Annotated in this window: 20 protein-coding genes, 3 tRNA genes and 2 rRNA genes; 6 read left to right on the forward strand and 19 right to left on the reverse strand. The window is 30.2% G+C overall.

The genetic code is table 11. The features are described from left to right. The first annotated feature begins 14 nt into the window (after positions 1-14). A complete protein-coding gene (locus KDK92_RS19895; protein ID WP_250861144.1) occupies positions 15-1,898 on the forward strand; it encodes a type I glutamate--ammonia ligase in 1,884 nt (627 codons plus the stop codon). Positions 1,899-2,142: 244 nt separating this feature from the next. Here the strand turns inward: KDK92_RS19895 and KDK92_RS19900 are convergent, their stop codons facing one another. From KDK92_RS19900 to KDK92_RS19915, 4 genes are all read right to left on the reverse strand, one after another. Further along, positions 2,143-3,090 carry a tetratricopeptide repeat protein gene (locus KDK92_RS19900; protein WP_250861145.1) on the reverse strand — a complete coding sequence of 316 codons (948 nt, stop codon included), beginning with the start codon at positions 3,088-3,090 and terminating at the stop codon, positions 2,143-2,145. Between the two features lie 188 nt (positions 3,091-3,278). After that, the gene (locus tag KDK92_RS19905; protein WP_250861146.1) at positions 3,279-4,016 is read right to left on the reverse strand and encodes a tRNA1(Val) (adenine(37)-N6)-methyltransferase; all 738 of its coding nucleotides are present in this window, start codon (positions 4,014-4,016) and stop codon (positions 3,279-3,281) included. 143 nt (positions 4,017-4,159) lie between these two features. Next, complete coding sequence (locus KDK92_RS19910) at positions 4,160-5,383, reverse strand: N-acetylmuramoyl-L-alanine amidase (protein WP_250861147.1); 1,224 nt, start codon at positions 5,381-5,383, stop codon at positions 4,160-4,162. Between the two features lie 134 nt (positions 5,384-5,517). Beyond that, entirely contained in the window at positions 5,518-6,690 is a 1,173-nt protein-coding gene (locus KDK92_RS19915; protein ID WP_250861148.1) for a mechanosensitive ion channel family protein, read from the reverse strand. Positions 6,691-6,901: 211 nt separating this feature from the next. On the opposite strand from KDK92_RS19915, the gene KDK92_RS19920 reads away from it, so the two are divergent. From KDK92_RS19920 to KDK92_RS19930, 3 genes are all read left to right on the forward strand, one after another. After that, positions 6,902-7,474 (forward strand): GDSL-type esterase/lipase family protein, encoded by a 573-nt coding sequence (locus tag KDK92_RS19920; RefSeq protein WP_250861149.1) that lies wholly within the window; start codon positions 6,902-6,904, stop codon positions 7,472-7,474. Positions 7,475-7,642: 168 nt separating this feature from the next. Then, complete coding sequence (locus KDK92_RS19925) at positions 7,643-9,616, forward strand: fructose-1,6-bisphosphatase (RefSeq protein WP_250861150.1); 1,974 nt, start codon at positions 7,643-7,645, stop codon at positions 9,614-9,616. A gap of 55 nt (positions 9,617-9,671) precedes the next feature. Beyond that, positions 9,672-9,935 (forward strand): cysteine-rich small domain-containing protein, encoded by a 264-nt coding sequence (locus tag KDK92_RS19930; RefSeq protein WP_250861151.1) that lies wholly within the window; start codon positions 9,672-9,674, stop codon positions 9,933-9,935. A gap of 41 nt (positions 9,936-9,976) precedes the next feature. Here the strand turns inward: KDK92_RS19930 and KDK92_RS19935 are convergent, their stop codons facing one another. The 10 genes from KDK92_RS19935 to KDK92_RS19980 all read right to left on the reverse strand — a co-directional run bounded on the left by KDK92_RS19935 (position 9,977) and on the right by KDK92_RS19980 (position 17,300). After that, positions 9,977-10,894, reverse strand: coding sequence for a LysM peptidoglycan-binding domain-containing protein (locus KDK92_RS19935; protein ID WP_250861152.1), 918 nt, complete (start codon positions 10,892-10,894; stop codon positions 9,977-9,979). 145 nt (positions 10,895-11,039) lie between these two features. Then, entirely contained in the window at positions 11,040-11,297 is a 258-nt protein-coding gene (locus KDK92_RS19940) for a YkuS family protein (RefSeq protein WP_250861153.1), read from the reverse strand. 141 nt (positions 11,298-11,438) lie between these two features. Next, entirely contained in the window at positions 11,439-11,639 is a 201-nt protein-coding gene (locus KDK92_RS19945; RefSeq protein ID WP_250861154.1) for a heavy-metal-associated domain-containing protein, read from the reverse strand. A gap of 13 nt (positions 11,640-11,652) precedes the next feature. Further along, positions 11,653-12,561, reverse strand: a complete 909-nt coding sequence (locus tag KDK92_RS19950) for a PSP1 domain-containing protein (protein ID WP_250861155.1) — start codon at positions 12,559-12,561, stop codon at positions 11,653-11,655. 1 nt (position 12,562) lies between these two features. Further along, on the reverse strand, positions 12,563-13,498 hold the full coding sequence (locus KDK92_RS19955; protein ID WP_250861156.1) for a DNA polymerase III subunit delta': 936 nt from the start codon (positions 13,496-13,498) through the stop codon (positions 12,563-12,565). A 12-nt stretch (positions 13,499-13,510) separates the two neighbouring features. Beyond that, positions 13,511-13,840: a cyclic-di-AMP receptor gene (locus KDK92_RS19960; RefSeq protein WP_250861157.1), complete on the reverse strand. Its 330-nt coding sequence runs from the start codon at positions 13,838-13,840 to the stop codon at positions 13,511-13,513. A gap of 79 nt (positions 13,841-13,919) precedes the next feature. Beyond that, on the reverse strand, positions 13,920-14,561 hold the full coding sequence (tmk, locus tag KDK92_RS19965; RefSeq protein ID WP_250861177.1) for a dTMP kinase: 642 nt from the start codon (positions 14,559-14,561) through the stop codon (positions 13,920-13,922). Between the two features lie 10 nt (positions 14,562-14,571). Beyond that, positions 14,572-15,993, reverse strand: a complete 1,422-nt coding sequence (locus KDK92_RS19970) for an aminotransferase class I/II-fold pyridoxal phosphate-dependent enzyme (protein WP_250861158.1) — start codon at positions 15,991-15,993, stop codon at positions 14,572-14,574. Between the two features lie 17 nt (positions 15,994-16,010). Further along, complete coding sequence (locus tag KDK92_RS19975; RefSeq protein WP_250861159.1) at positions 16,011-16,193, reverse strand: sigma factor G inhibitor Gin; 183 nt, start codon at positions 16,191-16,193, stop codon at positions 16,011-16,013. Positions 16,194-16,301: 108 nt separating this feature from the next. Further along, positions 16,302-17,300, reverse strand: coding sequence for a L,D-transpeptidase (locus tag KDK92_RS19980; RefSeq protein ID WP_250861160.1), 999 nt, complete (start codon positions 17,298-17,300; stop codon positions 16,302-16,304). A gap of 210 nt (positions 17,301-17,510) precedes the next feature. Here KDK92_RS19980 and KDK92_RS19985 point away from each other — a divergent pair, with 210 nt between their 5' ends. Together KDK92_RS19985 and KDK92_RS19990 are read left to right on the forward strand one after the other, a co-directional pair. Further along, positions 17,511-18,674 carry a zinc-binding metallopeptidase family protein gene (locus tag KDK92_RS19985; RefSeq protein ID WP_250861161.1) on the forward strand — a complete coding sequence of 388 codons (1,164 nt, stop codon included), beginning with the start codon at positions 17,511-17,513 and terminating at the stop codon, positions 18,672-18,674. 231 nt (positions 18,675-18,905) lie between these two features. Then, a complete protein-coding gene (locus KDK92_RS19990) occupies positions 18,906-19,853 on the forward strand; it encodes a magnesium transporter CorA family protein (protein ID WP_250861162.1) in 948 nt (315 codons plus the stop codon). 161 nt (positions 19,854-20,014) lie between these two features. Here the strand turns inward: KDK92_RS19990 and KDK92_RS19995 are convergent. The 5 genes from KDK92_RS19995 to KDK92_RS20015 all read right to left on the reverse strand — a co-directional run. Further along, positions 20,015-20,088: transfer RNA gene (locus KDK92_RS19995), tRNA-Cys, on the reverse strand. Between the two features lie 21 nt (positions 20,089-20,109). Continuing rightward, positions 20,110-20,185 (reverse strand) — tRNA-Phe (locus KDK92_RS20000). A gap of 13 nt (positions 20,186-20,198) precedes the next feature. Then, positions 20,199-20,273, reverse strand: a tRNA-Asn gene (locus tag KDK92_RS20005). A gap of 5 nt (positions 20,274-20,278) precedes the next feature. Further along, positions 20,279-20,395: ribosomal RNA gene (gene rrf / locus KDK92_RS20010) — 5S ribosomal RNA — on the reverse strand. A gap of 49 nt (positions 20,396-20,444) precedes the next feature. Then, positions 20,445-20,657: ribosomal RNA gene (locus KDK92_RS20015) — 23S ribosomal RNA — on the reverse strand; the annotation flags it as partial.

Below are 20,657 nucleotides of genomic sequence, written 5' to 3' on the forward strand. Positions count from 1 at the left end.
CTAGGAGGAATAATATGAAGGATTTATTGTATAAAGTTCCAGCATCCCTTCATGATGTTGGTAATATAAAAAAATTGTTATATGAACACTCAGAAATAAAATTCATTTCATTTGTTGGTATAGATCTATCTGGTCATGATACTGATACTAAAATTCCAGTTAAACTATTTTTAGATGATTTAAAAGATTTTCTAAATGGCTCTGTTCAAACTGATGGTTCTTCAGTTGTACTTCCAAAGATAGCCACTCTGAATAATGCCAAAATTGATTTGGTGCCTGATTTAAGCGTTGATTGGTTTGTAGATTACAATTATGAACTTGTAAAAGATGGATTTCCAGTAGGAACTCTTAAAATCCCTTGTTTCTTATTTCATGAAAACAAAGCAGTAGATTCAAGATCAATCCTTAATAACTCTATCAAAGCCTTAGAGTCTTCAATAATGGATATGCTTAAGAACTCCCCTGACATCTGTCGTGATTATGGATTCTGCTATGAAGAGTTATCTTCAATTTTCATATCATCTGCAACAGAATTAGAATTTTGGGTTAAAACACCAAATGAAAAAGCTCAATTAGATCAACTTTCCACATCTCAGGTATTAAAGGAACAATATTGGAAAAAGACCGTTGGTATAATTAGAACATCTCTTGAAGAAACCCTATTAGAAATGGATAAGTACGAATTTGAACCTGAAATGGGCCACAAAGAAGTTGGCGGTGTAAAGGCTTCTATCGATACTCAAGGTAGGCATACTCATATAATGGAGCAACTTGAGATTGATTGGAAATATAGTTCTGCTCTTCAAGCTGCTGATAATGAGTTATTCATTAAAAGTATAGTTAAAGAGACTTTCAGAAGAAACGGGCTTGATGTTACTTTCTTAGCTAAACCATTAGATGGTATCGCAGGAAATGGTAAGCATATACACATAAGTATCAATGCTAAATTAAAAGATGGTCAGAAGATAAATCTTTTTGCACCGACTAAACATCATTATATGAGTAGCATCGGATATGGTTCAATAATGGGTATTTTAAAGAACTACGAAGTAATAAATCCATTTGTAACATCATCTTATAATGCACTTAAAAGATTGAAACCAGGATATGAAGCTCCTGTGTCTATTGTTTCATCATTAGGTCATACAATTGAAACTCCATCTAGAAATAGAACTGTATTATTAGGTCTTGTCCGTGATGTAACAAACCCTGCATCTACAAGATTTGAATTAAGATCTCCTAATCCTCATTCTAATACTTACTTAGCATTAGCTTCTATGAATATGGGAATGCTAGATGGAATAAAATACGCTCTTCAAGCTAACAAATCTGAAGATTCTTTATTGAAAGAACTTAAGAAATCTTTTAATGAGTCAGCGGACTATCTTGAAGATGATAGGGTATATATAAGTGAGGAAGATATCTTTGAAGATTATTCTGAGGAAGATAGAAAGGTTCTATTTGGAAAAACTCCAAGAACTGTTTATGAGTGTTTTTCGGCTCTAATAAATAAAGATAGCAAGTATTCTGTCCTATTAGAAAAAGATGTTTATGATAACTTACTAATTGAGAGTTATACTTCTGCAAGACTTTCTAAATGGTTGGCAGAAATTAAGGGTAGAGTTATACCTACTCATATGAACTCATTAAAGAATATGATAAAAGTTCATGATTATGAATATTCTACTGATTATGATGAAAATATGTGGGATAAAATACTCACTATCAAAAAAGAACTGATGCAAAATACATTAAACAACAAATCTCTATTCAATAGATTAAAAAACGAAATAGAAGCTTGTAACTATGCTAGTGTTTCTGATCTTGAAATGGAAATGGATTCTAAAATGAAAGAAATCAAAGAGTTTTATTCCACGTATGTTTCAAATATAATTTAATTTAATAAAAACAAGGAATTTCCTAATGGAAATCCCTTGTTTTTATTGACAAATTTACAATATATTGTTTTCACCCTATTTTCTGTCTTTAGAATTTCAGGCTGTTTAAAAAGTTCAAGATTAAGGAACAAGGGGAACGAGCAGCGGAGTGTACGAATTATGTACTCGAGCAGCACAGAGAGCCTTAGTGACGCAGAGATTGAGCTTTTTAAACAGCCTGAAGGAATTTCCTATTGGAAATTCCTCATCTTATTATATCTATAAATTTATCATTTTCAAGTAAACTATTGAAAGCTCCATCCGTTGCTGCAAGTTCTTTAAATTTATCAGATAATTCAACTGCTTTCCTTAAGTTTTTAATAGCATTATCTGCATCATTTAATTTCCCATATGCTCTTGCTAAGTTATAATATCCATCTCCAAAGTTTACATTCAATTCTATAGATTTGGAATAATTTTTAATAGCAGATTGATAATCCTCTTTACCATAATATATTTCACCTTTTAAAAAATAGGATATATATATATTAGGATAATCACCCTGTAATGTTACTTTATCTAGATATATTAATGCATTATCATGATCACTAGCTATGAATTTAATGGTACCCATGTAATAATACGCATCAATATCATCTCCCACTATCTCAATATATCTATTAAAGTTATCAAATGATTTCTCATATTCTTCCTGAGCAAAATATACCATACCTATTCCATAGTATGCCAATGGAGCCTTTTCATCTATTTTTATAGCCTCTTCATAACTTTCAAGTGCTTTCTCATATTCATTCAATTCCCATTCAATATTTCCTTTATTAATATAATTGTCAGTTTTCTTTTCAATTTCAATAAGTTTACTACTATATTCAAGAGCTTCTTCAAATCTTCCTTGTTGCATAAGTATAGCGATTATATGATTATATGCAAATGTATCATTCTTATTCTTTTTAATTGCTTTCTTATAACTCTCCAATGCATCATCGCTTTTATTTTCACTTTCTAGTTTATGTCCCTTAATATCATAGAGTTGATAAGACGTGAAGATGCTATATATAGCACCCCCTGATAACATAATCAATATGAGCAATATTATAATAGCAACCTTATTATTATTTTTTTTTCTAATCTTTATCATATACACAATAAAGATTAGTATAGCTAATAATATCAAAATACTTCCACCGACCATTATATTCACCCCTACTATTTAATATATAACTTAAGACATATTCTGAATCTTCTATGTTATATTCTATGCATAAATTCATGCGCCTATCCAACAGGAGAGTAAATAAAAAAAGCACGCTCCTGCGTGCTTTTAAACATAAGTTGAGAGTTGATAGTGGACAGTGGATAACGATGGATGTTTTCCAATCTTTATCTTTCTTTATACATTTCAATAATATCTTCAGTATATCCACCATCAGTGGTATGAATATTTAGAGGTCTATCCCATTTAAGAAACTTCCCTCCATCTCGCTGTCCTTCAACCAAAACAATATTCGCCGCCTTCCCCTCACTGGGATGCACCATCCTTATTCGCTTTGGTTCTATCTTATATTTTCTCATAAGGGTTAATATGTCTACCATCCTATCCGGCCTGTGAACCATAAAAAACCTTCCATTATCCTTCAATAAATCTCTTGAAGCTGATATTACATCTTCAAGTGTGCACAATATCTCATGTCTAGCAATAGCATTTTTATCATTCTCGTTTATTATTCCAGAATTCTTTAGTTTATATGGCGGATTCACCGTAACCACATCAAATCTTCCTAGTTTCTTCAATAATGACTTATTCTTCAAATCACCATGAGTGAAACTAATCTTATCTTGAAGTTTATTATATTCAACCGATCTATTAGCCATATCAACAAACTCTTCTTGAATCTCAACTCCCACTATTTTTTTAGCTGAGGTCTTACCAGCTAATATAAAAGGAATTATACCTGTTCCTGTGCATAAATCAACTACACTTCCTGCCTTCTTTATATTAGCAAAATTAGCTAATATAACAGCATCTACTCCGAATCTAAATCCTTCTGTTTTCTGTATAACATGTATACCTTTTAACTGTAAATCATCCAGTGTCTCTCCACTTTTTAAATTTTCCATATTTCACCTCTAATTAGGCATGTGAAAATAAATAACAAGTCAAAGATAGGAAGTATACTGACTTGTTATTTATTTGAACTTGCCTTATTTTGAGGCAGGAATAAATCTCCCACCTCAATCTTTTATCATATTATAATATGCTTCTAATTATTCTCTTCAATACTTTCAATTTCTTCTGTTTGTTCCGTTAGTTCTGATTCCTCTGAGTTATGGTCGTTGTCACTTGAATTACTATCTTCATTATTTATTGTTTCTGATGTCTGGATTGGAAGTGCTTCTACTATTCCTCTAGCAAGTCCTGTAGCAATCTTCTCTTGATATTCTTTAGTATTAAGCAACCTATCTTCATTTTCATTACTCAAGAATCCCATCTCAACTAATACAACTGGTACCTTTGACCAGTTAAATCCTGTAATATCCGTTCTAGGCTTTAACCCTCTATTATACATTCCAGCTTCCTTAACCATAGCATCAATCAATATCTTACCACATCTTTTGCTCTCATCATATATAGGCGCAGTATGTTTTGTTAAATCAGGTATTAACATTGATGCCCCATATGCTTTTGGAGTTCCTGCTGAATCAGCATGCATTCTTATTTCTAATGCTGCACCTACATTATTTCCAATCTCCGCTCTCTCAACATTTCCAGGGCTTTCTTGGTGTGTTGTTTTTGTCATTACAACTTTATATCCTAAGTCCTCTAATTTCTCTTTTAATATCATAGAAACATCCATTGCTATTATATACTCTGGTACCTTACTAAACTGTCCTGTAGCTCCTCCACCGTCTTTAATCTTCATATCACTAGATCCTGGAGCATTAGGTTCCTTCTCAAGGTTTGACCTATTACCATGTCCTGGATCAATTACTATAACATTATTACTAGGATCATATGTAACCTTCTTTACATTTGGATATGCTTCATCTACGTTACTCTTACCGCTTGATGTTTTTATTGTTTCTTCAATCTTATTTTCATCATTTTTAGTTTCATTTTTTAATGTTTCTTTTGAAACCTCTTTTTCACCCTCTATAGTATCTTCTGTCTTTGAGTCTTCTTTTATATCTTCATTTGCCTCTTCTTTTTTACTCTGATCTTGTTCTTCCTTATCTTTATCATCAGCGTTATTTGATTTTTTATCATCATTCTTGCTATTAACTACATTTTCCTTTTTATTTTCAGCGTTATCTTTATTCTGAGTTTCTTTAGATATTTCCTCTTTATTTGTTTCTTCTTGAATCGTTTTCTCTCCTGCTACAACTTTATTATTGCCATTTCCTAAGGTCATAAATATCACCCCAAGACAAATTCCCACAAATACTAGCAATATTAAACCTGATTTTTTCTTCTTTTTACTAGGCATATTATTTTGCTCCTTTTAGTTTAGTTAATTTTTCATTTTAAAACAAAATATATAATTATTTTATCACAATGTGTCATTATTATAAAGAAAACCAACAGCCATAACTATTAGTCAGACTGTTGGTGAATTTTTAACTATTCTTTATCTACTGCTACTTGCTTAATAGTCTTGTCAGTATAGATTTCTTTCGAACTATCACCTGTATTTTCTATATAAACACTTGTACTTGGGAATGCGAAGCTTACTCCGTTATCCTCAAATATCTTCATTAATTTAAAGTTAATATCCTCTTTTATCTTCAAGTGCTCTTCTAAATTTGTTGTCGTTGTGAAGAAATATAAGAATATATCTAAACTGCTACTACTGAACTCATTAAAAGAAACAAATATGGTCTCTTGATGAATACCACTATGCTCTTTTAACATTCTTTCTGTCTGTTCTATACATAATTTCATCTTTTCTCTAGGTGTATCATATGTAACCCCTAGATTAAATGATATTCTTCTCTTACCTCTCTTTGCATAGTTAGTTATTGAAGCATTTGCAAGTATGGAATTGGGTACAATGACCATCTCTTGAGAGAATGTTCTTATTATAGTACTCCTGAAAGATATATCTTCAACAACACCTTCAATTGAATCTGCGGAAATCCAATCTCCAATATTAAAAGGTTTTTCTAGTATTAACGCTATTCCTCCAATTATATTAGACGCAAAGTCTTTAGCTGCAAGGGAGAATGCTAGCCCTCCAAGTCCTAAACCTGCAACCAATCCACTTATATCAATTGTCCATATATCTAAGATTATCAATACTGCCACAACAATCAATAATACTCTTAGACACTTGACTACAAATGGATATAATATTTTATCAACCTTTATTCCTAAACGCTCTTTAAGGTTATCAAACATAACTGATTTTTCTTTGGTTACATTATAGAAACCCCATGTTGTACAATAAATAACAGCAGTCTTCAATACCTTAGTAGTTAATTTATAAGTTAATAAATCAGTTATTGTTTCTGCACTTGTTGTGTCGTGAAGAAAATAGAACATAGCAAAGCATATATTAGCTATAATCAACAATATATTAATAGGTTTCTCAAAACTCCTAAATAATTTATCATCAGCATCAGTTTTGGTCTTGCTAGCAAATTTCATAAGGTGCTTATAGATTTTTTTTACCACAATCTTTCTCAAAAAATTAAGAATTAAAAATATGCATAATGCAATACCAATCTCTTTTATATGTATTTTGTTTATAAAAAACTCTGTAACCATTTCTAAATTAATGTTATTAAAATCCAAATTAAATTCACCTCTCACTTTAATCAATATTTTATTAGGTTTATCCAACTAATATTATACAGTGATGATGGGTGATAGGGCAAATTAACATTCTTTTAACTGAAACAACAACTTTTTTCAAGATATTCATATATTAAAGGTATTCTTCAGCACATTCTATTTGTGATATTATATTTATAAGATAACTCTAAGCAGAAAGTAGGACTACGAAATGAATATAATGTGTATAGGTGACAGCATAACAGCAGGTTATGGATTATCATCTAATGAAAATTGGGTTTACCTTATGAATAAATCACTTGATCATAGTTTTATCAATAAGGGGATAAATGGAGATACATCAACGGGATTGTTAATGAGATTTAAAAAAGATGTGATAGATTTTAAATCTGATATGTGTTTTATTATGATTGGAATCAACGACTTGATGCTAAATACTGAACCAGAGATCGTAATTAAAAATATTGGTATTATTATTAAGGATGCTGTGAACTTTAACATAACGCCTATTATCATATCTCAACCACCAATAAATAGGGATATGGCCATTACCCTCTGGGATGAGTATCTCAACTATGATAGGATATTACTCAAACAAACTCACCTTAATAATCTATTTAAGGATTTTTGTTCTTCAAAAGATATTCTATTTATTGATGTCTTCTCATATTTTAAAAGTATATGTAATTCAGAAAATTATCATTCTGATGGTATTCATTTAAACTCATTTGGAAACCTTGCTCTAACAAAATTTATTTCCCAAGAAATACAATCCCTTTTTTAACCTGATATATTACGCTTCTTATACAGTTAATTACATTTATGTATTTTTTATCTTAAATTTTAATATAATCATTACATTATTATATTTTTGTAGTATAATATATATTGAATTATTTAAATATAGTATGTTTCATTTCTTTAATAATATATAACGTAGAGGTAATATGTGATGAATAATTATAGTATTGATTGTCTTCAAAAAAATAGTAGATATTTAAAATTGCTGTCTAAGCAATATCCTTCAGTTGCAGCCGCTTGTACTGAAATTATAAATCTTGAAGCAATATGCAATTTACCTAAAGGTACTGAACATTTCTTGACAGATATTCATGGTGAGTATGAAGCATTTACCCATGTTTTGAGAAACGCATCCGGAGTTATAAAAAGAAAAATATCAGATATCTTTGGTAACTCCCTAAGGGAGTGCGAGAAAAAAAGTTTAGCAACTTTGATTTATTATCCTGAACAGAAGCTAGATATTGTAAAAAAAACTGAGCCTGATATGAACGACTGGTATAAGATTACACTATATAAGCTTATAGAAATATGTAGGAACGTATCCTCAAAATACACCCGTTCTAAGGTTAGAAAAGCCCTTCCAAAGGATTTTCGATATATAATTGAAGAATTACTTCATGAAAATGAAAATGGTTTAAATAAGCAAGAATACTACAATCAAATTATAGATAGTATAATAAACATCGATAGAGCAAGAGAGTTCATAATCGCCCTTTGTAAACTCATACAGCGTTTAGCCATAGATAACCTCCATATTCTTGGAGATCTTTATGATAGAGGCCCTGGAGCCCATATAATAATGGATGAACTTATTGATTACCACTCAGTTGATATTCAGTGGGGAAACCATGATATTATTTGGATGGGAGCTGGTGCTGGTAATAAAGCATGCATGGCCAATGTAATAAGAATATCCGCTAGGTACGCTAACTTAGATACAATCGAAGAAGGTTATGGTATAAATATGCTTCCATTAGCCACCTTTGCTCTGGAACATTATAATGATGATCCTTGTTCATCATTTCATCCTAAAATAGCTAATGAATCCCATTATAATGACAAAGATATAAAACTATTAGCTAAAATGCATAAGGCAATATCAATACTTCAGTTTAAACTAGAAGGCCAAACCATAAAGAGACATCCTGAATTCAAAATGAATAATAGACTATTGTTAGATAAAATAAATTTTAAGAATAATACTATCATCATCGAAGATAAAGAATACCCTTTAAATGATAGAGATTTTCCAACAATAGATCCTAAATCACCTTATGATCTTACATCAGATGAGAGTGATCTATTAGATAAACTCACACTATCTTTTAAAAATAGTGAAAAACTACAAAGACATATTAGATTTCTATACTCAAATGGGAGTATGTATTTGAAATATAATTCTAATCTTTTATATCATGGTTGCATACCTATGAATGAAGATGGCGATTTCACGGAAATATGTTATCAAGATAATAACTTTAAAGGAGATGAACTTCTTAATCTTTTTGATAGGCTTGCCCGAGAAGCTTACTTTGGTAAATCTGAAAATAAAGAATTTGCACTAGATGTATTATGGTACTTGTGGTGTGGTCCCAACTCCCCTCTATTCGGTAAGGATAAAATGACCACCTTTGAGAGATATTTTATTGATGATAAATCCTCACACATAGAAAACAAAAATCCATATTTTACACTTAGAAATGATGAGTCTATGTGTAAAAAGGTACTCAGTGAATTTCATCTTAATCCTAGTGAATCTCATATTATAAATGGACATGTACCTGTTAAAACAAAAAATGGAGAAAGTCCAATAAAAGCAAATGGTAAACTCCTAGTCATTGATGGTGGTTTCTCAAAAGCATATCAGCCTCAAACAGGAATCGCTGGTTATACACTAATATATAACTCATTAGGATTAATGTTAGCATCACACGAACCATTTGAATCTATACAAAAAGCAATTTCTGAAGAGAAAGATATTCTTTCTACCACAATCATACTTGAAAAAAACTTCAAGCGTATAAGAGTTTCTGATACGGATAAAGGTAAAGAACTCCATGATCAGATTGATGATTTAAAAATGCTCCTTGCTGCATATAGAAAAGGGGTAATAAAAGAAAAATAAGTTGCTCTTGATTAAGTTTTTTATTTGGAGCTATAATAGTACTTGAGGTGATTGTATGGCAAATAATTATAAATTCATTAATCATAAATCATGCGAATATTTTCCTTGTCATAAAGTAGAGGATGAGTCCAAGTTTAACTGCCTCTTCTGCTACTGTCCATTATATGCCTTAGGAAAAGATTGCGGTGGTAATTTTAAGGTGAATTATGGAGTAAAAGATTGCAGTGAATGCTTAATACCGCATTCTGAGAATGGCTACGATTATATAATGAAAAAATGGCCTGAAATAAGTAAATTAGCTCAAAAAAACTTAGACTAAAAAATAAAAATGAACTGACTTTTGGTCAGCTCATTTTTATTTTATACTTCTCCATTTTCATCTGGAATATATATAGTTATACCTGATTGAATAGAGTTTTCATTTGTAATATTATTATTTTTCATTAATAATTCTTTAGCTTTAAAATATTCACACCAAGACATTTCATTAATTACTATACTATGAAGAGTATCACCATTCTTAACTGTATACTCTTCTCCTTTAGGTAATAACCCTTCAAAGTTAGCTTTAGTAGGTATAATCATCTTACTTCCTGTAATTATCAAGTTAGGATCTGATACATTATTTACTTTAGATATAAGCTTTTTAGCATGCTCAAAATAAATATTGTTTGATTCATCTAATTTGTTTGCTATTAAGCATTTTTTAGTAATATCACTTAATGTTTCTTTAGGTTGCACTATGTATTTATTTTTAAATACATAAACAACATTTTCTCCTTTACTTTGATCCAATTCTTTATTACCATCTTTTGTTTCATCTATAGTCTTTCCATCTTTATCTTCTGATTTACTAGTTTTCTCATCCTTAATTTCATTTTTATCATCAGCTTCTTTGTTTGTTTCATCAGTTTTATTTTCATCTAATTTTTTATCTGTATCGTCTCTTTTTTCTTTTTCATCTACATCTTTGTTTGTTTCATCAATATTTTCTTTATCATCTATTTTTGATGTAGTATCTTCTTCCTCATTAGTTTTTTCTATTTTTTCATCTTCTTTTGTGTCTTTATCTGTATTCTCAATATTTTTATCCTCATCTACTTTATCATGGTCTATTATACCATCATCAGCAATATCGCTTATCTCATTGTTTATCATACCATTACCTAAAGTACTATCCTCCTGAGTAGCATTCCCAATCAATCTAGCACCTAAAAATACAGCTAAAATTATTACTAAAATTGAACTACCAACTATTAATTGATTTTTATATTTCATTGTAATCGCTCCTTCCTATGTTAAATAATTCCCACATACACTTAATTTATACATATAAAGCATACTTTTCTTATTTTTTTTAATGTTTTCCAAAAAGAAAAGAGAACCATTGGTTCTCTTTTCTTCTCTATAGTATTATTATCTTTTAAGTCATTTCTCTATCTAATTCATTTTTAACATCTTCTGCAGACATACCATCAGCATTAATTATAGAAGCATTTGTCAAAGTATCTTCAATGCCCATAACATCCTTGCTTTCTCCAGTTATAACAACTGCATCAAATTTATCCAGATAGTTTTTAGCTGATTTTTTTCTATTATCAAATTCTTTAACTTTAAAGCCTTCGTTTTCCAAATGATTTTTTATAGGTCCCAGCCCTTTTTGTACAGCAACCTTTTTCATTTTTGTTTCTCCTTCCTTGAATATATTTTATAATTTTATTATTTGCAAATATCCTTCTTATATTCCATGCTTTTAATTTTAATCAAATAAAAAAAGAGCATGATTTCTCATGCTCTTTTGTGAATTCTACGTTAAAGATTTTTATATCACAGTAAAGCCCATTTCTTCAATGGATGCAATAATTTTTTCTATATCAGTATATTGATCAAATATAATCTCTGCTTTACCTTCTTTTCTTTCAATTTTACAAGCAAAAACACCTTCATTGAATGAAATTGCTTGCCTTACTTTATTTATATCCTTAGAAGATTTCATTCCACAAATATTGATTACTTCTTTCATTTGTTTTTTCCTCCTAATTCTCTTTAAACAATTCCTCTAAAGCATCTCTATTTTTGTTATTTTTTATTTCTTTTTTAATATCCTCTTCATATTCCTTATCGCCTTCATAATGTCCATTTATAAGCTCAACATCCTGAAGTTTTACTAGCTTAATTTCTTCATTATCAGTAGTACTAATTCTTACTTTAAGAGTTTCTCTAAGAAGATTATTCTCTACAACTGTTCCTTTTCCAAATGGCGTGTTAACAATTGAATTAACTCTTGGCATTCTCTCTCTTACATCTTCATAAGATTCTTGCTCATAAGTTAAACAACACATTAATCTTCCACATATCCCTGAAATTTTAGAAGGATTTAAAGATAAGTTTTGTTCCTTAGCCATCTTTATTGATACAGGTACAAATTCCCCTAAAAATGTTGAACAACATAATGGTCTCCCACAAGGACCTAATCCACTTATCATCTTAGCTTCGTCTCTAACACCAATCTGTCTCAATTCAATACGTGTTCTAAATACAGATGCTAAATCCTTTACTAGTTCTCTAAAGTCAACTCTCCCATCAGCTGTAAAGTAAAATATTATTTTATTATTATCAAATGTATATTCTACATCTATAAGCTTCATTATTAAATTATGTTTTTCTATTTTCTCTATAAATATGTCAAAAGCTTCTTTTTCTTTCTCCTTATTCATCTTATGTTTCTCTCTATCTTCTTCTGTTGCTATCCTAATAACATTCTTCAGTGGAGATACTATTTCCTCTTCATTTATTTCCTTTATACCTATAACAGCTTTTCCATACTCTATACCTCTAGCCGTCTCAACTATAACATCATCATTCTTCTTTATCTCTAAATCTTCTGGATCAAAGTAATATATTTTTCCAGCTTTTTTAAATCTAACTCCTGTTACTTTTACCATATTACACCTCCTGTAACTCTAGTAGCATTACTTCTATAGCTATATTAAAATTTAAGTTCTTTACTATATTTTCATTTGTTTTATTTATGCTTTTAAGCATATTTATTAATGATTTATATGAATAGTCATCTGATATTGACTTTATATCCTCTATATAATCTTTATTTAAAATCATACTTTCATCATAACACTCTTTTATTATGATCATATCTCTTATTAAGTTAACTAGACAACTATATAAATCATCCCATTCTGACTTATATGATAATAATTTTGAAGTACACTCAAATAATTTATTATCAACTTTGGATTTAAAGAACTCAATTGAAAAAACTCTAAGTTCCTTAAAAGTTTCATCTTCAAGAAATCTTTGAGCTCTTCCTGGAATCCCTTCAGAAAAACTCAAAACCATCTGTAATAAATCATCTGATATATTACTGTGATCTCTTAATACAAATCTTTCCATGTCATTATTAGTGAGCTTTCTTAGTTTATGAATCTGACACCTTGATTGTATTGTACCCAATATACTTTCAAGATTATCACTGAGAACAATAATGAAAACCCCTTTAGGTGGTTCCTCAATAGTCTTTAAGAAAGCATTTTGTGCTTGAGGTGTGAGATTATCACCATCATGTACTATAATAACTTTTTTATCACCCTCAAATGGTCTCTTATTAATTTCTTTAATCAGCTCTCTAATTTCATTAACTCCTATTGATTTTTTGTTTTTGCCAATTCTCCATTGGAGTATATCTATATGCTCTCTCTCTCTCTTTAATCCTAAAATTTCAAGAGCTATCCCCTTTGCAATAACACTCTTTCCAATTCCATCTTCTCCAATTATAAGATGAGCATGAGCAAATTTTTCCTCTTTTATTGCATGAGCAATATTGTTTATATTCACCTTATGTCCAATAATATCCTTTAAATTCATATTTATACCTCATTAATATTTAAGAAACTGATCCACATCTACAACAAATATCGTAGCTCCTCCAACAGTAACTTCTATCGGATAAGGGACAAATATGCCTGTTGTTCCTACTGTGGGTGTAGGTGAAGTTACTATCTGCTTTCTTGTACTGCATTCATCCTTTATAATATCAATAACCTCATTAACCTTCTCTTTGGCAACTCCTATAATTAATGTAGTATTTCCTGATTTTAAAAATCCTCCAGTAGTTGCAAGTTTAGTTACACCATATTTTTCTTCGGTTAATCTGTCAGTTAAAATATTTGCATCTTCATCTTGAATAATTGCAATTACAAGCTTCATAGTATCCTCCTAATTATTATTTTAATTATATTTTATCACATAATTCTATTTGTTGAAAAAATTATTTTATGCTTAAATCTTAATTTTCATAACTATTTAATCTATTTTCAATAACTTCTATTATTTTTTTATGTACATCTTCTATACATCCTGATGCATCCACTGTTTTTATTCTCTGTGGATATTGCTTTGCAATTAACATATATCCTTCCCTAACCTTTTCATGGAATGCTATTCCTTCAAGATCTAACCTATTTATTTCTCTATTCTCATTAGAATGAATTCTCTTAAGACCTACTGCTGGTTCAATATCTAAAAGTATTGTTAAGTCAGGCATATACCCCTCAATTGCAGGTTCATTTATCTTCATCACTTCATCAATTCCTATCCCTCTAGAATATCCCTGATATACCAACGACGCATCAATGAATCTGTCACATAATACTGTAATTCCACTTTCTAAAGCAGGTATAACCCTTTCAACCATATGTTGTCTCCTTGATGCTGCGTATAGCATAGCTTCAGTAACAGAATCCATAGCTGTATTTTCTTTATTTAGTATTACCTCTCTTATCTGTTCTGATATATCTATACCACCAGGCTCTCTTGTATTTATACAGTTTATACCCCTATCTTTTAAATACTTATTTAACAATTCTACCTGTGTAGTCTTTCCTGTTCCTTCACATCCATCTAGCGTTATAAATAACCCTCTCATAATACACCTCTTCTTAATTATTTTCTATTACAAGTATTTTATCCTTATCTACTCCTAAAATTTGAATATTATTATTCAAACAGAATTGTATATAATCTATAGCTTCTTCTGTAATCACCTCTCCAGGATTAAGCAAAGGTATCCCCGGCGGATATGGTATGATTTCTGTACCACATATCCGATTTTTGCACTCTTCCAATTTCAAACTAACCTTATTCATATTAATAGCCTCATAAGGAAGATACTTTATTGTATGAGATATCCCACATATTAAAGTTTTGTAATTATCCTTATCCTTTATACGCTCCATCTCGCAATCTTTAAGAACTTGATAAAGCCTTTGAAATTCTTTCTTTGTATTAAAATATGACAATATCAAAACTACACATCTATGATTACTCATTTCTGGTTGAATATTATTACTAATTAGATAATCATATAATTTCTTACCACTATATCCTTCAGGCACTAATATCGTGTACCTTGTTCTATCTGTACTAATATAACTTCTATCTTCATAAAAAACCTCAAATTTTTTTAACTTATTAATCTTATCTTTATAAGATTCACATATATCTATAAGATAATCATAATCCTTCTCTCCATATTTCTCAAGATAATATCTGCTATATGCCATGCTTTGCATAAACAAATAGGAAGGACTTGTACTTGAAAACATGCTAAAATATCTTTCTACATTTTCTACTAAATTAATATTATTCACATGAAGATATGCTGTTTGAGTCAAACTAGGTAATGTTTTATGTGCTGATACAACAACTATATCCGCCCCTAGCTGTACTGCTGACTTGGGTAATCTTTCGTTAAATCCAAAATGTGCACCATGAGCACTATCTATTATAATCTTCATGTTTAGCTTTTTAGCTTTTACTATTACCTTCTCAAGATCAAAGCATATACCAAAATAATTGGGATATGTAAGTATAATTGCCTTAGCATCTTTATTATTTTCCATCATGTCAATAATTAACTCCTCTTGTGGAACAAGAGGAGTGTCATATTTATCATAATTATAAGGGTCTACGTATACTGGCTTTAGTTTTCTTAAAATAATCCCATTCATAATAGATTTATGGCAGTTTCTCTCCACAATAATTTTATCTTTTTCTTCTAAAGCCGAAAAAATCATTATCATATTTCCACTTGTACTTCCGTTCACTAGAAAATAAGATTTTTCAGCACCATAAGTTTTTCTTAATAATTCTAATTCCTCACTCAAAACATCCTCAGGTTTATGAAGATTATCTAATCCATCAACCTCTGTTAAATCTCCAGTAATTATATTATCAAGAATACTCCTTCCTATTTCATCTCTATTAAACCCTCTTCCCATTTTATGTCCTGGCATACAAAAATATATACAATTTTTATTTATATATTCTTGTATACGTTCAGCTATTGGTACTCTAGTCATCTGAACACCTCATTCTATCAATAGTATTTCATATAAGGAACTATATGTTTTTTGATTCTATTCTTTATCAGTTTGTATATATCCGTATAATTATTCTCTATAAGCATCCTTTTTTCACATCTTGAACATATTAATTTTCCTTCTAATATTATACCATCTTTTAGGGTTCTTCCACATACTATACATTTGCAATTTCTCATAAGTCCTCCAACCAGGTTTAATACTATATTATATTCTATTCAGAATTCTTGTCCATCTTATTTTGTCCACCTAATTTTTTTTAAAATTTATAATTTATATAAGTATTATTATTTTATTGTAACTAATGCTCCCTCAGTAATGTTATCATAAAACCATTTAGAATCTTCCAAGGGCATTCTTATACATCCATGAGATGCTGGTGTACCTAGTTTTTTATATTCCCACTCATTTACTGTCCCATCTTTATTAAACAGAACACTATGAAAAAGATAGTTATTATTAAACCTAACCCAATTATAACAAGTATAGGTACTTGAGCCAAAACTATGCCCTCTCCTACCTATTATGAATCTCCCTTTAGGCGTGTCATACCATTCCTTACCACTAGAACAAATTATTTCTCTTAGAAGTATATTATCATAAAAAACCTTTATAATTTGATCTTCAATATTAACAATAACATTATATCTTGAATTAAGTCCTCTCTTCTTTATATCTTTTACTGGTATATACCCAATTACTGATTTTTTATCTGAATACCTTACAGTTTCCACTTTATAAAAGTCATTTTGTCTTTCTATAAGTTTTACCTCTGTAAGGTTTCCATATACATATCCTATAGTCCCACTATTTATATTTGCTTCCTTGTAAATATAGTATCTGGCTGTTTCATCTCTATTAATTACATTAATACTTATCTCATCATCTTCTTCTTTTTGATTATTACTATATCTACTGAGTAATTCACTCACCATATCATAATTATATACTCTAAATATATCTCTTTTAATTTTATTACTTATATTTTTTGTTATATATTCAATTAAATTTGTTTTATCTTCTTCATCGCTACAAATATAAATTATTTTGTCAATATCATTCTCAGTTATAATGGTTTCAATATCCTCTATCTGTTCTTTATTGTAAATATATCTAAATATTATACCTTTCTCATCACATTCTCTATTAATATTAGTATTAAGAAATATATCCCTAGAAGTAGTTAATATTATATGTTTCTCTTCTTTCTCTTTGGCAAATTCAAATGCATATATTCTCTGATAATGCGAAAAAATAGCACTAAGAAGAAAAAAAACTATAACCATTTTTTTATATTTAGAAATTTTAAGCACCTCCATTTATATGTACACTTAAATTTATGATTTTGTTGTAAAATTATTCCACAATAAATTGAAAATATAAAGTTCTATGAAGGGAATACTAATTAGTGATAATTTAGGCGTATAAAAATAAAGAAGTAATCAAATGTGTAAAAGATATTTAAATATGCCTTATATATTGAGGGAGTGATAATAATGAAACAAAAAGTAGTTTCTTTCTTAAGTACAGTTAAAAAAGATATTTTTGATGTTAATAAATTTATTTATAATAATCCTGAAAAAAGTTATGAGGAGAACAACTGTTTAAATTTTCTAACAAACACTCTTGAGAAATTCAATTATAAAATTCAAAAAAATTATTGTTCGATACCAACTTCATTTTGTGGTGAATTAGGAAATGGTCACCCAAAGATTTGTCTTATATGCAAATATTCAGTTTCAGAAAATAATGCTCATATTACTGGAGTTAATGCCTCTACAACTATGTCTATAGGTGCTGCAATAGGTCTTAGTAAAATTATGACTGAAATCCCCAGTGGAACAATTTATGTGATTGGTTGTCCGGGTAATGATATCACTGGTGCTGAAATGACTATGGCTAATCAAGGCTGCTTCGAGGATATGGATATTATAATTTCTCCTAAAGCATATAATAAAAATGTTATTAATGTAACTTCAGCATGTATTACTCCTCTTAAGATAAATTTTTCTTCTGAGAAAGCTATCGAAGGTTATGCTAATACAATTACTATGGATGCTTTAAATATCACTTGTAACTCATTAAATGCTCTAATCAAAAATCTATGTAATCGCTGTGATATAAACATTGTAAGTTTGAAAGGTGAAAAAAATCCTTATACATTTCCAGCTTGTTCAGAAGGCCATTTATATATCAGAACTAAATTTTCATCTCAATGCAATGATGTAGAGAAAAAGATTAGAAATTATGCCAAATCCGTTGGTGACTTTCTTAATCTAGACAGTGAAGTAGATATTGATGAAACTCCTTGCAAAGAATTAGTATCTGTTCATAAACTAAATAGGTTATTTGAAAGTAATCTTAAAGAGAAGGGAATCATAAATTTTGAAGATTCTCTCTATGAATCTCAAGGGTTAAGTATTGGCGCTCTAAGCCATACAACACCTTGCATTGTTCCTCTTATTTCCTTATGTGAAGAGAAAAACATAACTGCTTTTCCATCAAAGGAATTTGGTGATGCATCTATTAGTGAATACGCAGAACAACAAATAATGAACGGAATAGAAGCCACTACTTCTACAATTATTGATTTATTTGAAAGAAGTGATCTCCTTCAAGAAATAACAAATGAATTTTTTGATAGACTAACATATCATTAAATTTAAAAAGAGGCAGTCTCGAAAGTCTTAGTTTTGAGACTGCCTCTGAGTTTGTTAACAAAGTTACAATATATTGTGTAATATGAATATTTGAGGTTGGAATGAGTTCATGTATGTAATATAATTAAGTTAATATATGTTGGTCTAGTGGATAGCATGAATATTAGTGATATTTAATTTTCACTATGAACCATATTCTTAAATAACTTAATTAAAGAGTGGTGAGTAACAATGATTTCTATTTATAAAACTTTTAATATAAATAACAATGTAAGCTTAAATAAATTAGATGAGATTGAACCAGGTTCATGGGTTAACGTTGTTTCCCCAACTGATCATGAAATTCATCTCCTGTCTAAGAAACTTGACTTACCTTTAGATTTCTTGAATGCAGCATTGGATGATGAGGAATCATCACGTATTGAGCTAGAAGATGACAATTTATTAGTAGTTGTAGACATACCTTTCAGTGAAAAGGAAGAAAATTCATTAACATATGATACCTATCCTCTAGCAATTATCTATACAGAGAAAGCCTTAGTAACCGTATGTCTGAAAAATAGTAGAGTACTTCAAGACTTTATAAAAAATAGAGTCAAAGATTTCTATACTTATAAACGTTCGAGATTTATACTGCAAATTTTATATAGAGTAGCAAGTTCATATCTAACAAGTCTTAGACAAATAGATAAAAAGAGTTTAATGATTCAAAGAAAACTTCAAAAAGCTATGAGTAATAGACAATTCATGCAGCTTCTATCACTTAGAAACTCATTAATCTATTTTTCAACTTCTCTTAAATCTAATGAAGTAACACTTGAAAAAATGCTTAAACTTGAGTTATTACAACGTTATGATGAAGATAAAGAGCTTTTAGAAGATGTTATAGTGGAAAATAAACAGGCCATTGAGATGACCAATATCTATGCTGATATTCTTAGAGGTACAATGGATGTGTCTGCAGCAGTAATTTCTAATAACCTTAACATTGTAATGAAGTTCTTAACTACAATAACCATTGTATTTACTATACCTACAATCATATCAGGTCTATGGGGTATGAATGTTCAGGGAATACCTTTCGGTATGGATTCCTTTGGTTTCTGGAAAGTAACTGGAATAGCAGTAATCTTAAGTTTAGGTTCCATAATATATATGTATAAAAAGAAATTATTCTAATAAAGCCCACTTACAATATTATGTAAGTGGGCTTTAACATGAAACATTGTATATCAAATACGATGTTTCATATTAATGAAAGGAGTTACCCTTTATTGTCCAAGGAACATCCATTCTCTTTAAAGAATAAAAAACTCATTACATAAACGTAATGAGTTTCTTGGAGGCGCCACCCGGATTTGAACCGGGGATAAAGGCTTTGCAGGCCTCTGCCTTACCACTTGGCCATGGCGCCATATATTATTAAAAATAAAACTGGTGGCTAGACCAGGAATCGAACCAGGGACACGAGGATTTTCAGTCCTCTGCTCTACCGACTGAGCTATCCAGCCACAATAAAAAAAATGGCTCCGCGAAGAGGACTTGAACCTCCAACCTATCGGTTAACAGCCGAGTGCTCCACCATTGAGCTATCGCGGAATATTACCTGGCAACGTCTTACTCTCCCACACCGTCTCCAGTGCAGTACCATCAGCGCTGTGAAGCTTAACAATCCTGTTCGGAATGGGAAGGTGTGTAACCTTCACGCTATAGTTACCAGATATCTATTTAGTTTAGAAGGATGTTCCTTCAAAATTGCACAAAGTAAGTAAGATTAAGTCTTCGATCTATTAGTACTGGTCAGCTACATGTGTTACCACACTTACACCTCCAGCCTATCAACCTCGTGTTCTTCGAGGGATCTTATTGCACTAGGCAGGGAAATCTTATCTTGAGGTGGGCTTCACGCTTAGATGCCTTCAGCGTTTATCCCTTCCCGACATAGCTACCCAGCGATGCCGCTGACGCGACAACTGGTACACC

Origin of the sequence: Oceanirhabdus seepicola (genome assembly GCF_023684385.1) — a bacterium.
In the GTDB taxonomy this organism is placed as follows: Bacteria; Bacillota; Clostridia; order Clostridiales; family Clostridiaceae; genus Oceanirhabdus; species Oceanirhabdus seepicola.

Excerpts from the sequence above, each read along its gene's own strand:
- KDK92_RS19895 (WP_250861144.1), top strand. The coding sequence starts at position 15 with ATGAAGGATTTATTGTATAAAGTTCCAGCATCCCTTCATGATGTTGGT.
- KDK92_RS19975 (WP_250861159.1), bottom strand. The coding sequence starts at position 16,193 with ATGAGAAATTGCAAATGTATAGTATGTGGAAGAACCCTAAAAGATGGT.
- KDK92_RS19940 (WP_250861153.1), bottom strand. The coding sequence starts at position 11,297 with ATGAAAAAGGTTGCTGTACAAAAAGGGCTGGGACCTATAAAAAATCAT.
- KDK92_RS19905 (WP_250861146.1), bottom strand. The coding sequence starts at position 4,016 with ATGGAAAATTTAAAAAGTGGAGAGACACTGGATGATTTACAGTTAAAA.
- KDK92_RS19970 (WP_250861158.1), bottom strand. The coding sequence starts at position 15,993 with ATGACTAGAGTACCAATAGCTGAACGTATACAAGAATATATAAATAAA.
- KDK92_RS19985 (WP_250861161.1), top strand. The coding sequence starts at position 17,511 with ATGAAACAAAAAGTAGTTTCTTTCTTAAGTACAGTTAAAAAAGATATT.
- KDK92_RS19920 (WP_250861149.1), top strand. The coding sequence starts at position 6,902 with ATGAATATAATGTGTATAGGTGACAGCATAACAGCAGGTTATGGATTA.
- KDK92_RS19935 (WP_250861152.1), bottom strand. The coding sequence starts at position 10,894 with ATGAAATATAAAAATCAATTAATAGTTGGTAGTTCAATTTTAGTAATA.
- KDK92_RS19910 (WP_250861147.1), bottom strand. The coding sequence starts at position 5,383 with ATGCCTAGTAAAAAGAAGAAAAAATCAGGTTTAATATTGCTAGTATTT.
- KDK92_RS19930 (WP_250861151.1), top strand. The coding sequence starts at position 9,672 with ATGGCAAATAATTATAAATTCATTAATCATAAATCATGCGAATATTTT.
- KDK92_RS19980 (WP_250861160.1), bottom strand. The coding sequence starts at position 17,300 with ATGGTTATAGTTTTTTTTCTTCTTAGTGCTATTTTTTCGCATTATCAG.
- KDK92_RS19960 (WP_250861157.1), bottom strand. The coding sequence starts at position 13,840 with ATGAAGCTTGTAATTGCAATTATTCAAGATGAAGATGCAAATATTTTA.
- KDK92_RS19955 (WP_250861156.1), bottom strand. The coding sequence starts at position 13,498 with ATGAATTTAAAGGATATTATTGGACATAAGGTGAATATAAACAATATT.
- KDK92_RS19950 (WP_250861155.1), bottom strand. The coding sequence starts at position 12,561 with ATGGTAAAAGTAACAGGAGTTAGATTTAAAAAAGCTGGAAAAATATAT.
- KDK92_RS19925 (WP_250861150.1), top strand. The coding sequence starts at position 7,643 with ATGAATAATTATAGTATTGATTGTCTTCAAAAAAATAGTAGATATTTA.
- KDK92_RS19945 (WP_250861154.1), bottom strand. The coding sequence starts at position 11,639 with ATGAAAGAAGTAATCAATATTTGTGGAATGAAATCTTCTAAGGATATA.
- KDK92_RS19990 (WP_250861162.1), top strand. The coding sequence starts at position 18,906 with ATGATTTCTATTTATAAAACTTTTAATATAAATAACAATGTAAGCTTA.
- KDK92_RS19900 (WP_250861145.1), bottom strand. The coding sequence starts at position 3,090 with ATGGTCGGTGGAAGTATTTTGATATTATTAGCTATACTAATCTTTATT.